The organism is Streptomyces sp. CY-1 (assembly GCF_047218265.1).
Classification (GTDB): domain Bacteria; phylum Actinomycetota; class Actinomycetes; order Streptomycetales; family Streptomycetaceae; genus Streptomyces; species Streptomyces niphimycinicus.
In genome coordinates, this window is the sequence record NZ_CP178393.1 from 8005193 (window position 1) to 8024320 (window position 19128).

14 protein-coding genes are annotated in these 19128 nt (G+C 71.3%); 12 read left to right on the plus strand and 2 right to left on the minus strand.

Going from position 1 to position 19128, the window contains the following annotated elements:
* Positions 1–257: 257 nt before the first annotated feature.
* The 4 genes from ACK1X7_RS34460 (at position 258) to ACK1X7_RS34475 (ending at position 7703) form a co-directional block, all read left to right on the plus strand.
* Positions 258–2057 carry a diaminobutyrate--2-oxoglutarate transaminase family protein gene (locus ACK1X7_RS34460; RefSeq protein WP_413116929.1) on the plus strand — a complete coding sequence of 600 codons (1800 nt, stop codon included), beginning with the start codon at positions 258–260 and terminating at the stop codon, positions 2055–2057.
* A gap of 756 nt (positions 2058–2813) precedes the next feature.
* Complete coding sequence (locus ACK1X7_RS34465; RefSeq protein WP_390792874.1) at positions 2814–4688, plus strand: IucA/IucC family protein; 1875 nt, start codon at positions 2814–2816, stop codon at positions 4686–4688.
* A 77-nt stretch (positions 4689–4765) separates the two neighbouring features.
* Positions 4766–5464 carry a GNAT family N-acetyltransferase gene (locus tag ACK1X7_RS34470; protein WP_385153729.1) on the plus strand — a complete coding sequence of 233 codons (699 nt, stop codon included), beginning with the start codon at positions 4766–4768 and terminating at the stop codon, positions 5462–5464.
* A 238-nt stretch (positions 5465–5702) separates the two neighbouring features.
* Entirely contained in the window at positions 5703–7703 is a 2001-nt protein-coding gene (locus tag ACK1X7_RS34475) for an ATP-dependent DNA helicase (protein ID WP_390792723.1), read from the plus strand.
* A 201-nt stretch (positions 7704–7904) separates the two neighbouring features.
* Here the strand turns inward: ACK1X7_RS34475 and lexA are convergent, their stop codons facing one another.
* Complete coding sequence (gene lexA, locus ACK1X7_RS34480) at positions 7905–8708, minus strand: transcriptional repressor LexA (protein ID WP_385153723.1); 804 nt, start codon at positions 8706–8708, stop codon at positions 7905–7907.
* Between the two features lie 442 nt (positions 8709–9150).
* On the opposite strand from lexA, the gene nrdR reads away from it, so the two are divergent.
* From nrdR to ACK1X7_RS34495, 3 genes are all read left to right on the plus strand, one after another.
* Positions 9151–9672 carry a transcriptional regulator NrdR gene (gene nrdR / locus ACK1X7_RS34485; protein ID WP_014055368.1) on the plus strand — a complete coding sequence of 174 codons (522 nt, stop codon included), beginning with the start codon at positions 9151–9153 and terminating at the stop codon, positions 9670–9672.
* Positions 9673–9786: 114 nt separating this feature from the next.
* The gene (locus ACK1X7_RS34490; protein ID WP_413116098.1) at positions 9787–12648 is read left to right on the plus strand and encodes a vitamin B12-dependent ribonucleotide reductase; all 2862 of its coding nucleotides are present in this window, start codon (positions 9787–9789) and stop codon (positions 12646–12648) included.
* Positions 12649–12804: 156 nt separating this feature from the next.
* Positions 12805–13413: a YdbC family protein gene (locus ACK1X7_RS34495; protein ID WP_216341753.1), complete on the plus strand. Its 609-nt coding sequence runs from the start codon at positions 12805–12807 to the stop codon at positions 13411–13413.
* 76 nt (positions 13414–13489) lie between these two features.
* Here ACK1X7_RS34495 and ACK1X7_RS34500 read toward each other — a convergent pair whose 3' ends face one another.
* Complete coding sequence (locus ACK1X7_RS34500) at positions 13490–14116, minus strand: TetR/AcrR family transcriptional regulator (RefSeq protein WP_390792725.1); 627 nt, start codon at positions 14114–14116, stop codon at positions 13490–13492.
* Positions 14117–14237: 121 nt separating this feature from the next.
* On the opposite strand from ACK1X7_RS34500, the gene abc-f reads away from it, so the two are divergent.
* The 5 genes from abc-f to ACK1X7_RS34525 all read left to right on the plus strand — a co-directional run bounded on the left by abc-f (position 14238) and on the right by ACK1X7_RS34525 (position 19078).
* Entirely contained in the window at positions 14238–15884 is a 1647-nt protein-coding gene (gene abc-f / locus ACK1X7_RS34505) for a ribosomal protection-like ABC-F family protein (protein ID WP_413116099.1), read from the plus strand.
* Between the two features lie 9 nt (positions 15885–15893).
* Positions 15894–16553, plus strand: coding sequence for a histidine phosphatase family protein (locus ACK1X7_RS34510; RefSeq protein ID WP_361498727.1), 660 nt, complete (start codon positions 15894–15896; stop codon positions 16551–16553).
* A gap of 11 nt (positions 16554–16564) precedes the next feature.
* A complete protein-coding gene (locus ACK1X7_RS34515; RefSeq protein ID WP_385152258.1) occupies positions 16565–17458 on the plus strand; it encodes an ADP-ribosylglycohydrolase family protein in 894 nt (297 codons plus the stop codon).
* Between the two features lie 190 nt (positions 17459–17648).
* Positions 17649–18350, plus strand: a complete 702-nt coding sequence (locus ACK1X7_RS34520; RefSeq protein WP_361498731.1) for a ribonuclease HII — start codon at positions 17649–17651, stop codon at positions 18348–18350.
* A gap of 68 nt (positions 18351–18418) precedes the next feature.
* Positions 18419–19078, plus strand: a complete 660-nt coding sequence (locus ACK1X7_RS34525; RefSeq protein ID WP_385152261.1) for a hypothetical protein — start codon at positions 18419–18421, stop codon at positions 19076–19078.
* The last annotated feature ends 50 nt before the right edge of the window (positions 19079–19128 follow it).

Consider the following 19128-nt stretch of genomic DNA (forward strand, 5'->3'; position numbering starts at 1 on the left):
CGGAACTCCCCCTGAGGTACTGATCTGCTCTACGGCCTATGTGGAATTGTCATGCACCGCCCCGGCAATGGGGTGGTATCCCACTATGCCGGTGCCGCCTACGACGGCTGCGAGCGGGTCCTTGGTTCCCGGCCGCAAGGATCTTCGCTCAGCCCGTGATCCAGAGCCTCACGCGTCGTTGGTACGTACGGGGGACAGCCGGAGGGTGTTCAGCAGCAGGAGGACCGAGACTCGTGGCCGTGACCCAGCTCCCGCCGATGGCCCTGTCCGCCGTCTCCGACGACGGTGGCGTCACCCAGGGAATTCTGCGGCGCCAGGCGCTGCGTGAGTCGGCTGCCCGCACCTATGCCCGGGCGCTGCCCATCGTTCCGGTGCGCGCCCGGGGGATGACGGTCGAAGGGGCCGACGGCCGCCGCTATCTCGACTGTCTCTCCGGTGCCGGGGCGCTGGCCCTGGGGCACAACCACCCGGTGGTGCTGGAGGCGATCCGGGCCGTCCTGGACTCGGAAGCGCCGCTCCAGGTCCTGGATTTGGCCACACCGGTCAGGGACGCCTTCACGGACGAGCTGTTCGCGACCCTGCCGCCCGGACTCGCCGCCCGCGCGCGGGTGCAGTTCTGCGGACCGGCGGGCACGGACGCGGTCGAGGCCGCGCTCAAGCTGGTGCGGACCGCCACGGGGCGCGATGGCCTGCTCGCCTTCTCCGGGGCGTACCACGGGATGACGGCCGGTGCGTTGGCCGCCTCGGGTGGGGCCGCTGCGGCCGGGGCCTTTGTGACCGGGGCCTCTGCGACCGGGGTGACCCGGCTGCCCTTTCCATATGACTACCGCTGCCCGTTCGGGGTCGGCGGGGAGCGCGGTGCCGAACTCTCCGCGCGCTGGGCCGAGAAGCTGCTCGACGACCCGAAGGGCGGGGCGCCCGACCCGGCCGGGATGATCCTCGAACCCGTACAGGGCGAGGGCGGGGTGATCCCGGCACCGGACGGCTGGCTGCGCCGGATGCGCGAGATCACCGCGGCCCGCTCCATCCCGCTCATCGCGGACGAGGTGCAGACCGGCGTCGGGCGTACCGGAGCCTTCTGGGCGGTCGACCACAGCGGGGTGGTGCCCGATGTGATGGTGCTGTCGAAGGCCATCGGCGGGGGCCTGCCGCTGGCCGTCGTGGTCTACCGGGAGGAGCTCGACGTCTGGCCCCCCGGAGCCCACGCGGGCACCTTCCGCGGCAACCAACTGGCGATGGCCGCGGGCACGGCCACTCTCGCGTACGTCCGGGAGAACCACCTCGCCCGGCGGGCGGCGGTCGTCGGCCGACGGATGCTGGAGCGGCTGCGCCGATTCGCCGCCGGACGCCCGCAGATCGGGGAGGTGCGCGGCCGCGGCCTCATGATCGGCCTGGAACTGGTCACCCCGGAGGCGGGGCCCACGGCGGAGGCGGGGCCCATCGCGGAAGCGGAGCCCACCGCGGAAGCGGAGGCAACCGCGGAGGCCGGGCAGGCCGGGTTCGCAGCGCGGGTCGGGCCCGCGGCGCAGGCCGGGCCCGTCGTGAGCCCCGCCTGGGAGCGGACTCAGGGCGGCGCAACCCCGTACGGAACACCCCCGAGCGAGGTGGCCCTGGGCGCAGTGACCCCGTGCGAAGGAGCCTGGCTGACAGGCGCCGAGGGCGGGGGTGCGCGCGGAGTCCCGGGTGGGGATGCATGCCAAGCCCTGGGCAGGGGTGCGCGCCAAGCCCCGGGCAGGGGTGCGCGCCAAGCCCCGGGCGGGAGGGCATCGTACGACGGTGTCGCACGTACGGCGGCTCCGCCCGCCGACCCCGCGCTCGCGGCGGCGGTCCAGCAGGAGTGCCTGCGGCGCGGGCTCATCGTCGAACTCGGCGGACGCCACAACGCGGTGATCCGCCTCCTCCCTCCACTCACCATCACCGACGAGCAGACAGAGGCCGTTCTGGACCGGCTCGCCGACGCCCTGGACGCGGCGATCCGCACCTCCGGAGCCCGCTCCGGTGAACTCCCGCCCGCCGCTGCCCCGTTCGCCCCACCGACCGCCGGAAACCGACGCTGACGTGCCCCGCACCGTACGACCGCACCGCCATCGCACCACCGAAGGAGGCAGGCGCCGGGCCCAGGACGTGAACGCCGTGATGCCCGCGCCACACCCACCATGCCGCACACCCCCGGGGGAGCCCCCCTGTCTCCCCGACCGCAGCCCGTGCCCGGCGCCCTGACCGACTCCGGCGACTCCGCCCACCCCGGCCCCCCGCCGCCACCCCTCCCGCACCCTTCCCACACAGCGCCTCCCCCGGCCGGGACGACGAGACCTCCCGCCCATCCCGCCCCTCCCGCCCCACCCGCGGCGGTCCCGACGGTCAGGGCACCGTCCACCGACGCGGCGGCCGCCGGAGACCAGGCGGAGCCCCCAGCACCGCCACCAACCCCCGCTGCGGTGCCACCACCCCTGGCAGCAGTGCCAGCATCCGCGGCAGCAGGGCCACTTCTCCCTGCGACGCCACCCCCGGCGGCAGTGCCACCCCCGGCGGCAGTGCCACCCTCGGCGGCGGCTTCACCGCCGTCGGCAGGCCCACTTCCCCCGGCGGTGCCGCTTCCCCCGGCGGCGGTGCCGCCACACCCCGTGGAGGAGCCACTGCCCCTGGCGGTGTCGCCCGCCGCGGCGCCCCTCGTCAGCGCGGCGGAAACGAGTGGGGGAGCGAGTGCGGAAGCGGGTGCGGGAGCGAGAGCGCCCCAGCCTTCCGTCCCAGGGCCCTCGGTGGAGGAGCCGCCCGTGCCGCAACTGCCCGCCCAGGGGCCGCCCCTCCCTGCGATGGCCGTTCCCCGGCAGGACCGCGACAGCCATGGAGTGCCCGCCGACCGTGCCCGTGTGGTTGGCGTGGACCCACTCGACGACCCCGATCCGCAGATCGCGGCCGACGGCGCGGCCGTCGAGAACCTGCTGCGCTGCTGGGTACGCGAGAGCGGCCTCGTGCCCCCCGACAGGGACACCCTGCGCATCCCCCTCGCCGCCAGTGGAACCGTCCTCCTCGTCCCCGTGCGCTATTGGTCGCCCACCGGCTGGCACCGCTTCGGCCCGCCGCTGCTGGAGCATGGCCCCCACGACGCGCCCGCCGTCGGGGCGGTCACCCTCGCGGCCCTCCTCACCCGCGAGGCGGCATACAGCGCACGGCGGGACGACCCCGACGCGGACGCCACCGAACTCGTCGGCCGTGTCGCGGACTCCGTACGACGCACCGCCGTCTTCCTCGCCCAGCGCCGTGCGGCGCCCGCCGATCCCGGCACCAGCACCCCGTTTCTCAACGCGGAGCAGTCCCTCCTCTTCGGTCACCCCCTGCATCCCACGCCGAAGAGCCGCGAGGGCCTCTCCGACAGCGAATCCACCGTCTGCTCACCGGAATCGCGTGGCTCTTTCCCCCTTCACTGGATCGCGGTCGCCCGGTCCGTACTGGCCTGCGAGTCGGCCTGGACGGAGCGCGGCCGGACCGTGCCCGCCGAGCGGCTCGCCCTCTCCCTGGCGGGCAGCGGCCTCCAACTGCCCGATGCGACCGTCCCCTTGCCGCTGCATCCCTGGCAGGCTCGCGAGATCCGGCACCGTCCGGACGCCGCCGCGCTCTTCGACTCCGGCCTGTTGCACGACCTCGGGCCGTCCGGCGGACACTGGCACCCCACCTCCTCGGTCCGCACCGTCTACCGGCCCGGCGCTCCTGCCATGCTGAAACTCTCCCTCGCTCTGCGGATCACCAACTCCCGTCGTGAAAACCTCCGTAAGGAACTCCGCCGCGGTGTCGAGGTGCACCGGCTGCTCCGCAGCGGACTGGCCGAGCAGTGGCGGGCGGCCTTCCCCGGCTTTCCGGGCTTCGACATCGTCCGGGACCCGGCCTGGCTCGCCGTCGACGGACCGGATGGCGAACCCGTTTCCGGCCTCGACGTCGTCATCCGGCACAACCCGTTCGGCCCCGGCGACGACGCCGTCTGCGTCGCCGGACTCCTCGCGCTGCGCCCCTGGCGCGGACAGCCGGTGATGCGCTCCCGGCTCGCCCACCTCGTCGCCCGGCTCGCCGCTCGCACCGGCCGTTCCACAGCGGCCGTCGGCGCGGAGTGGTTCCTGCGCTATCTGCACACGGTCGTACGCCCCATGCTCTGGCTGGACGGAGAAGCCGGTATCGCGCTCGAGGCGCACCAGCAGAACACCCTGGTGCTGCTGGACCCCGACGGCTGGCCGATCGGCGGCCGCTACCGGGACAACCAGGGCTACTACTTCCGCGCGTCCCGGCACGCCGAACTCCAGCGCCGGCTGCCCGGTATCGGCGGCCGCAGCGACACCTTCGTACCCGACGAGGTCACCGACGAGCGGTTCGCCTACTACCTGGGTGTCAACAACGTCCTCGGAATGATCGGCGCCTTCGGGTCCCAGCGACTCGTCGACGAGCGCGTTCTGCTGGCCGCGTTCCGCCGCTTTCTCACCGAGACCGCGTCCGGCCCCGGCAGAACCCGCTCACCGCTTCCCGCCCGGCTCCTGGAGGCGCCCACCCTGCGCTGCAAGGCCAATCTGCTCACCCGGCTGCGCGGCCTGGACGAACTCGTGGGACCGGTGGACACCCAGTCCGTCTATGTGACCATCGCCAACCCCCTCGTCACGTCTGTCTCTCCTTTCGGCATCTCAGCTATCACCCCCATGGCTTGACCCCGCGACCCGCGATCACGCCCCTCACCCTCACGTCCCTCACGACGTGCCGAGCCCCCTGAGAGGAGAGCGTCGCCGTGCCGCACACCGACTCCGGTACGAGCTCCAGCACCGACGACACCATCGACATGCGGCTGCGCCAGGAAGAGGACATCGCACGACTCATCGACCTGGACTCGACCGGACGGGAAGCCGACGGCCGGGCGGATCTGCTCGACCACATCGTCGAATGGCGGCCCACCAGCACCCCGTTGGGCACCTTCCAACTCGTCCCGGTCCGCATCGGGCGCGATCTGCGGCTCATCGCCCAATGGATGAACGACCCCTCCGTCGCCGCCTTCTGGGAGCTCGACGGCCCCGACGAGACCACCGCGAGCCACCTCGGAGGTCAGCTCGACGGCGACGGCCGCAGCGTCCCCTGTCTGGGTGTCCTGGACGGCGCCCCGATGAGCTATTGGGAGGTGTACCGCGCCGATCTGGACCCGCTCGCGCGCTACTATCCGGCCCGGCCGCACGACACGGGTATCCACCTGCTCATCGGCCGGGTCGGCGATCGTGGCCGTGGCCTGGGCACGATCCTGCTCCGCGCGGCCGCCGACCTCGTCCTCGAGCACCGTCCGTCCTGCACCCGGGTCGTGGCCGAACCGGATCTCCGTAACACCCCCTCCGTCGCCGCGTTCCTCGGCGCCGGATTCCGCTTCTCCGCGGAAGTCGAACTCCCCGGCAAACGCGCCGCGCTGATGCTGCGCGACCGTGCCCTGCGACACGTCCTGTGATCCTCCGCAACCATCCGTGCCCCCCGGCGATGTGCCTGCTTCGATGCGAGACTTCACTGTTGATACACCGCTCGGCCGGTCCCGGTTCCCATGCGGCGAGGACGGCCGTCCCACGAAAGCGGGGTCCGTCCGTCCCCGGAAGCGGGGATCCGCCCCGGCCCCGCGCTCGCCGAAACCATCCGTCACCGACCACACCGACGGGAGTGATGTCGGTGCCGCCCCGTAGGCTGGCAGCCCTATGACTGAATCGTCCTCGCCTCCACTCGCCGATCTGCTGCACGCCGCCGTAACCACCGTCGGTGGCACCGAGCGCCCTGGTCAGACCGCCATGGCCCAAGCCGTGGCGGAGGCGATCGACGACAGCTCCCATCTGCTGGTTCAGGCCGGCACCGGCACCGGGAAGTCCCTCGGCTATCTGGTGCCCGCCCTCGCCCACGGCGAGCGTGTCGTCGTCGCCACGGCGACCCTCGCCCTTCAGCGGCAGCTCGTCGAGCGGGACCTGCCCCGCACCGTGGAGGCCCTGCACCCGCTGCTGCGCCGCCGCCCCGAGTTCGCCATGCTCAAGGGCCGCTCCAACTATCTGTGCCTGCACCGGCTCCATGAGGGCGTCCCGCAGGAGGACGCCGATGAAGCCGGCCTCTTCGACCCGTTCGAGGCCGCCACGCCCACCAGCAAGCTCGGCAAGGACCTGCTGCGGTTGCGTGACTGGTCGGACGAGACCGAGACGGGCGATCGGGACGATCTGAGCCCCGGTGTCTCGGACCGCGCCTGGTCCCAGGTGTCGGTCACCTCCCGGGAGTGCCTCGGCGCGTCCAAATGCGCCTATGGCGCGGAGTGCTTCGCCGAGGCCGCCCGTGAGCGGGCCAAGCTCGCCGATGTCGTCGTCACCAATCACGCGCTGCTCGCCATCGACGCCATCGAGGGCGCCCCCGTGCTGCCCAGCCATGAGGTGCTGATCGTCGACGAGGCCCATGAGCTGGTCTCCCGGGTCACCGGCGTCGCCAGCGGGGAGCTCACCCCCGGCCAGGTCAACCGGGCCGTGCGGCGTGCCGCGAAGCTGGTCAACGAGCAGGCGGCGGACGCCCTCCAGACCGCCTCTGAGGGCTTCGAGCGGCTGATGGAGCTCGCTCTGCCCGGCCGCCTCGAGAAGATCCCCGAGGACCTCGGCTATGTGCTGATGGCGCTGCGCGACGCGGCCCGCACGGTGATCTCGGCGCTCGGCGCCACGCGGGACGCCTCGGTCAAGGACGAGGACGCGATCCGCAAGCAGGCCCTGGGCTCGGTGGAGAACATCCACCAGGTGGCCGAGCGGATCGTCGAGGGTTCCGAGTACGACGTGGTCTGGTACGAGCGGCACGACCGCTTCGGTGCCTCGCTGCGGGTCGCCCCGCTCTCGGTGTCGGGGCTGTTGCGCGAGAAGCTGTTCGAGGACCGGTCCGTCGTCCTCACCTCCGCCACGCTCAAGCTGGGCGGGGATTTCAACGGGGTGGCGGCCTCGCTCGGTCTCGCCCCGGAGAGCCCGCAGGATCCGGAGGGCGGCGAGGAGACCGCGCCGCGCTGGCAGGGCCTCGACGTCGGCTCGCCCTTCGACTACTCGAAGCAGGGGATCCTCTACGTCGCCAAGCATCTCGCCCAGCCCGGCCGCGAGGGCAGCCGCGCCGACATGCTCGATGAGCTCGCCGAGCTGGTCGAGGCCGCGGGTGGTCGCACGCTCGGGCTGTTCTCGTCCATGCGCGCCGCCCAGGCAGCCGCGGAGGAGCTGCGCGGGCGTCTCGATACGCCCATCCTCCTCCAGGGCGAGGAGACGCTGGGCGAGTTGATCCGTGCCTTCGCCGCCGACGCCCGGACCTGCCTGTTCGGCACGCTGTCCCTCTGGCAGGGCGTCGATGTGCCGGGGCCGAGCTGTCAGTTGGTGGTGATGGACCGGGTGCCCTTCCCCCGCCCCGACGACCCTCTGATGAGTGCCCGCCAGAAGGCGGTGGAGGAGGCCGGGGGCAATGGCTTCATGGCCGTCGCCGCTACCCATGCCGCGCTGCTCATGGCCCAGGGCGCGGGCCGGCTGGTGCGGGCTTCGGACGACCGGGGGATCGTCGCCGTCCTGGATCCGAGGGTCGAGCGGGCCCGCTACGGCTCGTTCCTCCGCAAGTCCATGCCGGACTTCTGGTACACGACCGACCGCAACCAGGTGCGCCGCTCGCTGGCCGCCATCGACGCGGCGGCCAAGGCCCAGGGGGCCTAGCCGGGCCAAGGGCCAGGCGGTCTGGCGGGACCTGGCGCCCCAAGGCCGCCACGGCCGCCATATGCGACGGGCCCCGATGGTCGCCCCATGATGCCGACAGCGCCCCGATGGTCGCCACATACAGCAGGGCCCCGGAACCGGCGCAGTGGTCCCGGGGCCCGGTCGTGGGGCACGCTCAGGGCGCACCTCGATCCGGTGCGCTCAGACGCGCCGCAGCACCGCGACCACCTTGCCCAGAATGGTGGCCTCGTCGCCGGGAATCGGCTGGTAGGCGGCGTTGTGCGGGAGCAGCCAGACATGGCCGTCCTCACGCTTGAAACGCTTCACCGTGGCCTCGCCGTCGAGCATCGCGGCGACGATGTCACCGTTCTCGGCGACGGGCTGACGGCGCACCGTCACCCAGTCCCCGTCGCAGATGGCGGCCTCGATCATGGAGTCGCCGACCACCTTCAGCACGAAGAGCTCACCGTCGCCGACAAGCTGCCGGGGGAGCGGGAAAACATCCTCGACCGACTCCTCGGCGAGGATCGGCCCACCGGCCGCGATCCGGCCGACCAGCGGCACATAGGAGGCGGCGGGCTTGCCGGCGGTGTCCGTGGGCTGGGCGCTGGGCTGGTCGGAGCCGCGGACCTCGTAGGCCCGGGGCCGATGGGGGTCGCGCCGCAGAAAGCCCTTCCGCTCCAGAGCCATGAGCTGATGGGCGACGGACGAGGTGCTGGAGAGGCCCACCGCCTGGCCGATCTCCCGCATGGACGGCGGGTAACCGCGCCGCTGCACAGAGTCGCGAATGACTTCGATGACGCGCCGCTGCCGGTCGGTCAGCCCTGAGCTGTCCGCCCGGATGCCTGGAGGTCGCCCTGGTAGCGAGCGCGTGGGCTTCTGTCCTTCCGGATTCGTGGCGTCGTCGTTGATCGGGTGGGTCTGGTTCATCGCGTGTGTCTGTTCGAGTCGGCTCTGGGAGCGCTCCTGGGCGGTAACGGTGGTGCTCTCTGCGGTGGTGGTCACGACGGCCCCTCTCGAGATGTTCTCCCTAGTTGGACAACGGTAGTTGCTTTCGAAAGGTTGCGCCAAACACACGTTCGAGTGAAATTTCGCAGATGGGCTGACGTGATCACAGGGTTAGGTGTATGGACCGTTTGATCCGGTCGCCGTGGGGGCGGGCCCAGTCTTGCATCCCGACCCCCGTGAATCCGGGACGCGTGGGGCTCGCGTAGTCTCGTGCCTGCTCCCCAGCCGTGACACGCCATTCGGCTCGGTTGAGTGCCAGCCACCAGATCTAGTGGTTTGATGGATGCAAGCCACCCACAAGTTGTGGTCCCTGGTGGATTCGCCGCCAAGGTTTTCGCCTATGCTTGTGGCCGTCCCGACGGGCCTCGCGGCCCGGTCGGGGCTAGTCAGGCATGTTCCGGCATGCGCCGTTCTTGAGGGTGAGGGAGGGTTCGGAGTCATGCACTGCCCCTTCTGCCGGCACCCCGACAGCCGTGTCGTCGACAGCCGCACCACCGACGACGGCTGCTCGATCCGCAGGCGCCGCCAGTGCCCCGACTGCTCGCGTCGCTTCACGACCGTGGAGACCGCGTCACTGATGGTGATCAAGCGCAGCGGGGTCACCGAGCCCTTCAGTCGCGACAAGGTCATCTCGGGGGTACGCAAGGCGTGCCAGGGCCGTCCGGTCACCGAGGACGCCCTCGCCAAGCTCGGTCAGCAGGTGGAGGAGGCGGTCCGGGCCACCGGCAGTGCCGAGCTGTCCACCCATGACGTCGGGCTCGCCATACTCGGCCCGCTCCAGAAGCTCGACCTCGTCGCCTACCTCCGCTTCGCCTCCGTCTACCGCGCCTTCGACTCCCTCGAGGACTTCGAGGCGGCCGTGGCGGAGCTGCGTGACCAGCAACGGCCTCCCGCGCACGACCGCGGGTCCGGCGCCGACGGGGCCGCGGAGGCCCCCGCGCCGGCCGTCGCCGCCGACTGACCGGCGACCCACACACCTACCCGGGGCGCTTGCCGCATCCGGGTGAAAGACAGATACGTGCCTGGGGAAGAAATGGGCACATCAGGGCGTTTTCGCCCGTACCAGGGAGGCGGAATGACAGAGACGACGAGCGGCCCGGCACGAGGCTCCCGCTCCAAGGGAAGCAAGGCGAACAAGGGTCTGCGCATCGAGCGCATCCACACCACCCCCGGCGTGCATCCGTACGACGAGGTGGTCTGGGAGCGTCGTGACGTCGTCATGACCAACTGGCGCGACGGTTCGGTCAACTTCGAGCAGCGCGGCGTGGAGTTCCCCGACTTCTGGTCGGTGAACGCGGTCAACATCGTCACGAGCAAGTACTTCCGTGGCGCGGTGGGGTCCCCGGAGCGCGAGGCGAGCCTCAAGCAGCTCATCGACCGCGTGGTGCGCAGCTACCGCAAGGCCGGTGAGGACAATGGCTACTTCGCCTCGCCCGCGGACGCCGAGATCTTCGACCACGAGCTCACCTACGCGCTGCTGCACCAGGTCTTCAGCTTCAACTCGCCTGTCTGGTTCAACGTCGGCACCAAGCAGCCGCAGCAGGTCAGCGCCTGCTTCATCCTCTCCGTGGACGACTCGATGGAGTCGATCCTGGACTGGTACAAGGAAGAGGGGATGATCTTCAAGGGCGGCTCCGGCGCCGGTCTGAACCTCTCCCGTATCCGCTCCTCCAAGGAGCTCCTCTCCTCGGGCGGCAACGCCTCCGGCCCCGTCTCCTTCATGCGCGGCGCCGATGCCTCCGCCGGAACGATCAAGTCGGGCGGCGCCACCCGCCGGGCCGCCAAGATGGTCGTGCTCGACGTCGATCACCCGGATGTCGAGGCGTTCATCGAGACCAAGGTCAAGGAGGAGGAGAAGATCCGCGCCCTGCGCGACGCGGGCTTCGACATGGACCTGGGCGGCGACGACATCACGTCCGTCCAGTACCAGAACGCCAACAACTCCGTCCGGGTGAACGACACGTTCATGAAGGCCGTGGAGTCCGGCTCCTCGTTCGGGCTGCGCAGTCGGCTGACCGGTGAGCCCATCGAAGAGGTCGACGCCAAGTCCCTCTTCCGCAAGATGGCCGAGGCGGCCTGGGCCTGCGCCGACCCGGGCATCCAGTACGACGACACCATCAACCACTGGCACACCTCGCCGGAATCGGGCCGGATCACCGCCTCCAACCCGTGCAGCGAGTACATGCACCTGGACAACTCCTCGTGCAACCTCGCCTCGCTCAACCTGATGAAGTTCCTCCAGGACGACGACGCGGGCAACCAGCGCTTCGACGCCGAGCGCTTCGCCAAGGTCGTCGAGCTGGTCATCACCGCGATGGACATCTCCATCTGCTTCGCGGACTTCCCGACCGAGAAGATCGGCGAGACCACCCGCGCCTTCCGCCAACTGGGCATCGGCTACGCAAACCTGGGCGCCCTGCTGATGGCCACCGGCCACGCCTACGACAGCGACGGCGGCCGGGCCCTGGCCGGAGCCATCACCTCCCTGATGACCGGCACCTCGTACAAGCGCTCCGCGGAGCTCGCCGCCGTGGTCGGTCCGTACGACGGCTACGCCCGTAACGCGGACGCCCACAAGCGGGTCATGAAGCAGCACTCGGACGCCAACGCCATCGCCAAGCGCATGGACGACCTGGACACCCCGGTCTGGGCCGCGGCCACCGAGGCATGGCAGGACGTGCTGCGCCTCGGCGAGAAGAGCGGCTTCCGCAACGCCCAGGCGTCGGTGCTCGCACCGACCGGCACCATCGGCCTGATGATGGACTGCGACACCACGGGCGTCGAACCTGACCTGGCCCTGGTCAAGTTCAAGAAGCTGGTCGGCGGCGGCTCCATGCAGATCGTGAACAACACGGTCCCCAAGGCGCTCAAGCGGCTCGGCTACCAGGAGGAGCAGGTCGAGGCGATCGTCGCCCACATCGCCGACCACGGCAATGTGATCGACGCGCTGGGGCTGAAGCCCGAGCACTACGAGGTCTTCGACTGCGCGATGGGCGAGCGTTCCATCTCGCCGATGGGCCATGTGCGGATGATGGCGGCCGCCCAACCGTTCCTGTCCGGCGCGATCTCCAAGACGGTCAACATGCCGGAGTCGGCCACCGTCGAGGAGATCGAGGAGATCTACTTCGAGGGCTGGAAGCTCGGCATCAAGGCGCTGGCGATCTACCGCGACAACTGCAAGGTCGGCCAGCCGCTCTCCGCCAAGAAGAAGGAGGAGAAGGCACAGGTCGAGCCCGAGGTCGAGAAGGTCGTCGAGTACCGCCCGGTCCGCAAGCGGCTCCCCAAGGGCCGTCCCGGCATCACCACCTCCTTCACGGTGGGCGGCGCCGAGGGCTACATGACCGCCAACTCGTACCCGGACGACGGTCTTGGCGAGGTCTTCCTGAAGATGTCCAAGCAGGGCTCGACCCTGGCGGGCATGATGGACGCCTTCTCGATCGCCGTGTCGGTCGGTCTCCAGTACGGCGTGCCGCTGGAAACCTATGTCTCGAAGTTCACCAACATGCGCTTCGAGCCGGCCGGTATGACGGACGATCCGGACCTGCGGATGGCGCAGTCGATCGTCGACTACATCTTCCGCCGGCTGGCGCTGGACTTCCTGCCCTTCGAGACCCGCTCCGCGCTCGGCATCCACTCCGCCGAGGAGCGCCAGCGGCACCTGGAGACGGGGTCCTACGAGACCAGCGACGACGAGATGGACGTCGAGGGACTGGCCCAGTCGGCGCCGCGCCATGTGGAGGCCCCGAAGAGCAGCACATCCCAGCCGCGGGCCACGTCCGAGTCGGCGAGGGAGGCCCACAGCTCGACCGAACTGGTCGAGATCCAGCTCGGGATGAACGCGGACGCGCCGCTCTGCTTCTCCTGCGGCACCAAGATGCGCCGCGCGGGAAGCTGCTACCTGTGCGAGGGCTGCGGTTCGACGAGCGGCTGTAGCTGATCGCGGATCCTTACGGATGACATCGGCGGCGGGGTGCGGGCCTTCGGGCTCGCGCCCCGCCGCCGATGTCTCCGGGCGTCGTACGGTGCGGCGCCGAACCGGGGGCGGACTCTCCGGTATGTGATGGGGGCCACCGCACGGCCGTAGGATGGCGCGGTGCTGGTCAAGTGGATTCGCTGCACCGTGGTGGACCGCCCGGGTTTCGAGCGGGGGCAGCGGAAGTGGGCGGGGTTGCCCGGCGAACCGGGATTCCGGGGGCAGGGCGGTGGCTGGAGCCGGGGGCGTCCGGATGTGGCGCATGTCTTCGCGTTCTGGGAGAGCCGGGCGTTCTACGACTCCTTCATGGCGCGTTCGCACGACCGGCTGGCGGCCGCGCAGTCGGGCACGTACCGGGATATGCAAGTCCGGCTGTTCGAGCACCGGTTCGATGTGAAGGTCGGCTTCGAGCCGCGGTTCTCCGACGCGGACGTGGTGCGCGTCGCACACTGCCGGGTGCGCCCCGACCGGGTGGATCACTTCACGCTGGTGCAGGAGAAGGTGTGGAATCCGGCCATGGCCGGGTCGCCCGGGATGCTGCGCGGGGTGTTCGGCGAGGCGCCGGGGAACGAGTTCCTGGTGCTGTCGATGTGGGATTCGGCTGCCGAGCACGGGAAGTACCGGGTGGAGCGGGTCGAGCGGCTCGGCCTGCGCGCGCAGACGGAAGCGGATGTGGCGGCGATCGCGGGCGATGTCGTACGGGTCGAGTCCGCCTGGACGGTGGCGTGAGGGTGGGACGAGCCCTCGGCCGGCGAGCGGCGCTCCTGCGCTCAGGAGGCGGCTAGGCGCTCAGGAACGGCCCTGATCACCGGCGGGCAGGGGAATACGCCCCGGCCCGGACCGCGGCGGCGACGGCGGCCGCCGTCTGGTCGGCGAGCGGCGTATCGATGGGCTCACGGGTGATGAGCGCCCGGAAGAACAAGGGCGCGGAGACGGCGCGTACGACCGCCGCGGCGTCGGTGCCGGACGGGGCCTCACCGCGGTCCACAGCCCGCCGGACCACGGATTCGCAGCGGGCGAAGCGCTCGGTGTAGAAGTCGCGCAGTGCCTCGGCCGCGCGCTCGGACTGGAACGCGGCCGCGATGAAGGCGGTCGGTGCGGCGGCGGCCGGCGCGCTGCCGAAGGTCTCGGTCACCTCGCGGGCGAGGGCGCGCAGATCGCCCTCCAGGCTTCCGGTGTCGGGCGGTGTCCAGGCGTCCTCGCCCGCGAGGTCGAGCGCGTCCGCCACAAGCCCCTCGACGCTGCCCCAGCGCCGGTAGACGGTCGTCTTGTGGATGCCCGAGCGCTCGGCGACGTACTCCACGGTCAGACCGGGATAGCCGTGCTCGGCGAGGCCGGTGAGCACGGCGTCGCGCACCGCCGAGCGGGTGCGTGCGGTGCGCCCGCCGGGGCGGACGGTGCCCGGTGTCGGGGCGGCGCTCTCTGCGGACAAGTGCAACTCCAGTTGTGTTAGCGGGTTTCCTGTGTCATGGTGAGGGTAATGCAACATCAGTTGTATTTGGAGCGTGCGGTCCGAATGGCCCACGTGCTCGCGTGTTTGGAGGTGCGCCCCTGTGCCCACGCAGATCTCGCTCCGAGGCGTCACGCTGTCCCGGGGGGACCGGCTGCTGATCGACGACGTGTCCTTCGCGGTCCGGCCCGGGGAGCGGGTGGGTGTCGTGGGGGAGAACGGAGCGGGCAAGTCCACCCTGCTGCGGCTGCTGGCCGGGAGCGAGTCACCGGACGACGGGGCCGTGGTGACGGTGGCCGACGGCGGCATCGGTCACCTCGGCCAGACGCCCGAGCGGCCCCCGGATCACACGGTGCGTGACGCGGTGGACGCCGCACTCGCCGAGGTGCGCGCCATGGAGCGCGGGCTGCGCGAGCTGGAGGCGGATCTCGACGGTGGCGCCCCCGGCGCGCTCGCCGCGTACGGCGATCTGCTGACCGCGTTCGAGGCCCGCGGCGGCTATGAGGCGGACGCCCGGGTGGAGAAGGCCCTGCACGGCCTGGGGCTCGGCGGCATCGGGTACGAGCGGCGGCTCGGCAGTCTGTCGGGCGGTGAGCAGGCCCGGCTCGGGCTCGCCTGCCTGATCGCCGCCGCGCCCGAGGTGATGCTGCTGGACGAGCCGACGAACCACCTCGACGGGGCCGCGCTCGGCTGGCTGGAGGAGGCGCTGCGGGGGCATTCGGGCACCGTCCTCGCGGTCTCCCACGACCGGGTCTTCCTGGAGCGGGTGGCGACCGCGATCGTCGAGGTGGACGCCGACCGCCGCGCCCTGGTGCGGTACGGAGGGGGGTACGCCGGATTCGTCGCCGAGCAGACCGCCGCGCGCCGCCGCTGGGAGCAGGCGTACGAGGAGTGGTGCGTGGAGACGGCCGCGCTGACGGAGGCCGCCACGACCGTCGCACGGCGGGTCGCCCCGGGCCGCGGCATGAAGGACGGCAACAAGCTGGCCTACGACCGGGACAGGGGGCGTGTGCAGTCCTCGGTGTCCAGCAGGGTGCGGAACGCCAGGGAGAGGCTGCGCAGGCTCCAGGAGGACCCGGTGCCGCGCCCGCCGGAGCCGCTGCGGTTCTCTGCGCTCCCCGCCGCGGGTACGGCGGGTGGTGTGCTCATCGACCTCCACGACGTCCGCGTGGGGGAGCGGCTGGCGGTCGACCGGCTCACCGTGGCGGCCGGGGAGAGAGTGCTCGTCCACGGTGCCAACGGCGCGGGCAAGTCCACGCTGCTGCGGGTCATGGCGGGATGGGAGGAGCCGGATACCGGCCGGGCGGCCCGCCGGGGCAGGATCGGCTATCTCGCCCAGGAGATACCGGTTGCCAGGCCCCGGGAGCGGCTGCTGTCGGCCTTCGGCCGTGGGCTGCCGGGGACACCGGAGGAGCAGGGCGCCCTTCTGCTGTCGTACGGGCTGTTCCGCACGAACGATCTCCACGTCCCGGTGGGATCGCTCTCCGCGGGCCAGCGCCGCCGGCTGGCGCTCGCCCGGCTGCTGGCCCGCCCCGCCGATCTGCTGCTGCTCGACGAGCCGACCAACCATCTCGCCCTCGGCCTGGTGGAGGAGCTGGAGGAGGCGCTGGCCCAGTGGACCGGGGCGCTGGTGGTGGTGTCACACGACCGGCTGCTGCGCAGCCGCTTCACCGGGCGCCGGTGCGAAATACGAGGAGGCCGGCTCATGGCCGAGGAGGGGGATGCGGCACCGGCCGCGGCCTCGATCTAGGGTGGCGCCATGGCACGACCCCGGCGCATCGTCCTCCTGCGGCACGGAGAATCAGAGGGGAATGTTGATGACTCGGTGTACGAAAGGGTGCCCGACCATGCCCTGAAGCTGACCGAGACCGGGCGTCGGCAGGCGACGGAGGCGGGGGAGAGGCTGCGCGCCGCCTTCGGCGACGAGCGCGTGTCGATCTATGTGTCGCCGTACCGCCGCACTCACCAGACCCTGAGGCTGCTCGATCTCGACCCCACGCGCACCCGGGTCAGGGAGGAGCCGCGGCTGCGGGAGCAGGACTGGGGAAACTGGCAGGACCGCGAGGACGTGCGGAAACAGATGGCGTACCGCGACGCCTACGGACACTTCTTCTACCGGTTCGCGCAGGGTGAGTCGGGCGCCGACGTCTACGACCGGGTGGACGCGTTCCTGGAGAGCCTGTGGCGCAGCTTCCAGGACCCTGCCCATCCGCCGAACGTCCTGCTGGTGACCCATGGGCTGACCATGAGGCTGTTCTGCATGCGGTGGCTGCACTGGAACGTCGCCGAATTCGAGTCGCTGTCCAACCCCGGCAACGGCGAATCACGGGCGCTGCTGCTCGGCTCGGACGGGCGCTACCACCTGGACCGGCCCTTCGAGCGCTGGTGCACCCCCAAGCCCTACGGTCGCACCGGTTAGAGTGCGCAGCGATGACCGCTGACCGTTTCCATCGGGCTCTTAGGAGTCTGCGCGGGCTGGCCGTGGGCGACGCCCTCGGTTCCCAGTTCTTCGTCCCCGCCAACTATCCGTTCCTCAAGCGCCGCGAGCTGCCGCCCGACCCCTGGCAGTGGACCGACGACACCGAGATGGCCTGTTCGATCCTGGCCGTCCTGGTGAACCACGGCCGGATCGACCAGGACCATCTCGCCCGATCCTTCGCCGACCACCATGATTTCGACCGGGGCTACGGCCCCGCCGTGAACCGGATGCTCCGCCTGATCAGGGAGGGCGGCGACTGGCGTGACCTGGCCGCCGGGCTGTTCCAGGGACAGGGATCGTGGGGCAACGGCGCCGCCATGCGGATCGCCCCGCTGGGAGCCTGGTACGCGGGCGATGTGGAGCAGGCGACGCATCAGGCGGAGATCTCGGCGTACACCACACATCAGCACCGCGAGGCCGTGGCGGGAGCCATGGCGGTGGCCGCGGCCGCGGCGCTGGTGGCGGATCCGGCGGGCCATGGTGGGCCGGAGGAGCTGCTGGACCAGGTGGTCGAGGTGGTGCCGCGCAGCGCGGTCCAGGCGGGGCTGCGCCGCGCCCGCGACATGCTCGACTACGCGGACGCCGGGACCGTCGCCGCGGTGCTCGGCTGTGGCCGGCGCACCAGCGCCCATGACACCGTGCCGTTCGCCCTGTGGGCGGCCGCCCGCCACCTGGGCTCCTTCGAGGAGGCGTTCTGGCGGACGGCCTCGGCCGGCGGGGACGTGGACACCACCTGCGCCATTGTCGGGGGAGTGGTCGCGGCCGCTGCCGCCGGTGCGCCGCCCGCCGACTGGCTGGACCGCACCGAGGCGCTGCCGGAGTGGGTCCCGGCGCCGGCCGACTGACCCCTCCCATGTGCGTGATGCGGTGCCTCGCCCGGTTTGCCCCACCGCCGAACCGGCCCTCCGCCGCGCCGTGTTGAGCCGAATCGGACACCCGGTTCACCGAGGGAGGGGCCGCCCGGAGGAGCCGGGCACCGCTGCGGAGGATCCGGGTTCCGAACGCAGGTAAGAGCGGCGTAAGGTTGTCCTCGCCATGGCATATGAACCGCCCACCCACAGTGTCGAGCGCTCGCTTCGCGCCACGACGGGAGCCAAGATCGTCGTCGGTATCGACGAGGTCGGGCGCGGGGCATGGGCCGGTCCGGTGACGGTCTGCGCAGCGGTCACCGGCCTGCGCCGTCCGCCGACCGGACTCACCGACTCCAAGCTGCTGAGCCCGAAGAAGCGCACGACCCTGGCCCAGGAGTTGCACTCGTGGGTCACCGCGCACGCCCTGGGTCACTCCTCTCCCGAGGAGATCGACGGCCTGGGGATGACGGCCGCCCTCCGGCTCGCCGCCACGCGTGCGCTGGACGCGCTGCCGGTCCGGCCGGACGCGGTGATCCTGGACGGGAAGTACGACTACCTCGGCGCTCCCTGGGCGGTCCGTACGGTCATCAAGGGTGATCAGTCCTGTGTGTCCGTCGCCGCCGCCTCGGTGATCGCCAAGGTGCGCCGGGATGCGATGATGGCCGAACTGGGAGCCGAGCACCTGGACTTCTGCTTCGAGGACAACGCCGGATATCCGTCCCCCGTGCACCGCGCCGCCCTGCGGGAACTGGGGCCCACGCCCCACCACCGGCTGTCCTGGGCCTATATGGACGGGCTGCCCCGCTGGCGGCACCTGAAGCGGGTCCGCAGCACCCCAGAACCGGTCGCGCTGGAGGACGAAGGCCAACTCGGCTTCGACTTCTGAGCAGACCAAGCGGTCAAAACCGCCACCCGCCGATGCGACTCGCACCGACGTTTGATAGACATCAGCCCATGCCTCTCATCCCCGAGGAGCCTCAGATTCACGAGAGTGTCCCGGGTCCCCGCGCGACACCGGCCGCAGGCCGCACCGCGCCGACCCCTCGTCCTGTCCCTGGTCCCGGCCCCCGGCCCGCACCGCGGCGGCCTGGAAGCCCCGGTCCCAACCGTGGCTCCGCCGGAACCTCGTCGGCTCAGTCGCAGCGCACCACGAGCGATGCGACGAAGCCCCTGCCGACCGCCCCGGCGGCTTCGGCTGCCAAGGCCGCACCCGCCGCCGCGAAGGACGGTCCCCAGCTTCAGCTCATACCCGCCACGGTGGACGGCGCGCTGGACGCGGCGGACGAGGCGGTCGACCTGCTGCTGGATTCCGGCCGGGCCCCCGCTGACATCCTGGTGCTGACCACCGGGGAGCAGCATCCGTGGGCGGCGCATGAATTGTCCTTCGGTGAGGCGTCGTACTGGGCGCAGCACGACGCAGGAGACGATGTCTTCTACGCCGGTGCGGATGCCGATCGCGCCAAGGGCCGCCCGGTCGTGGTCGTCGCCGTCAACGGCGGTGCGAACGACGCCGTGGCCCGCGTGCTGCCCGAGGCGATGGGCCGTGCCGGGGCACTGCTGATCGTCTGCGGCGACCCGAAGCGCATCAACGCCCTCATCGGTCCGGGCGCCTGAGGCCGTACGCCCCCGGACGCCCGGTGTCCGGCAGGCTCTGTCCCCCGTGG

Excerpts from the sequence above, each read along its gene's own strand:
- ACK1X7_RS34460 (WP_413116929.1), top strand. The coding sequence starts at position 258 with ATGGCCCTGTCCGCCGTCTCCGACGACGGTGGCGTCACCCAGGGAATT.
- ACK1X7_RS34465 (WP_390792874.1), top strand. The coding sequence starts at position 2,814 with ATGGCCGTTCCCCGGCAGGACCGCGACAGCCATGGAGTGCCCGCCGAC.
- ACK1X7_RS34475 (WP_390792723.1), top strand. The coding sequence starts at position 5,703 with ATGACTGAATCGTCCTCGCCTCCACTCGCCGATCTGCTGCACGCCGCC.
- nrdR (WP_014055368.1), top strand. The coding sequence starts at position 9,151 with ATGCACTGCCCCTTCTGCCGGCACCCCGACAGCCGTGTCGTCGACAGC.
- ACK1X7_RS34490 (WP_413116098.1), top strand. The coding sequence starts at position 9,787 with ATGACAGAGACGACGAGCGGCCCGGCACGAGGCTCCCGCTCCAAGGGA.
- ACK1X7_RS34510 (WP_361498727.1), top strand. The coding sequence starts at position 15,894 with ATGGCACGACCCCGGCGCATCGTCCTCCTGCGGCACGGAGAATCAGAG.
- ACK1X7_RS34515 (WP_385152258.1), top strand. The coding sequence starts at position 16,565 with ATGACCGCTGACCGTTTCCATCGGGCTCTTAGGAGTCTGCGCGGGCTG.
- ACK1X7_RS34520 (WP_361498731.1), top strand. The coding sequence starts at position 17,649 with ATGGCATATGAACCGCCCACCCACAGTGTCGAGCGCTCGCTTCGCGCC.
- ACK1X7_RS34525 (WP_385152261.1), top strand. The coding sequence starts at position 18,419 with ATGCCTCTCATCCCCGAGGAGCCTCAGATTCACGAGAGTGTCCCGGGT.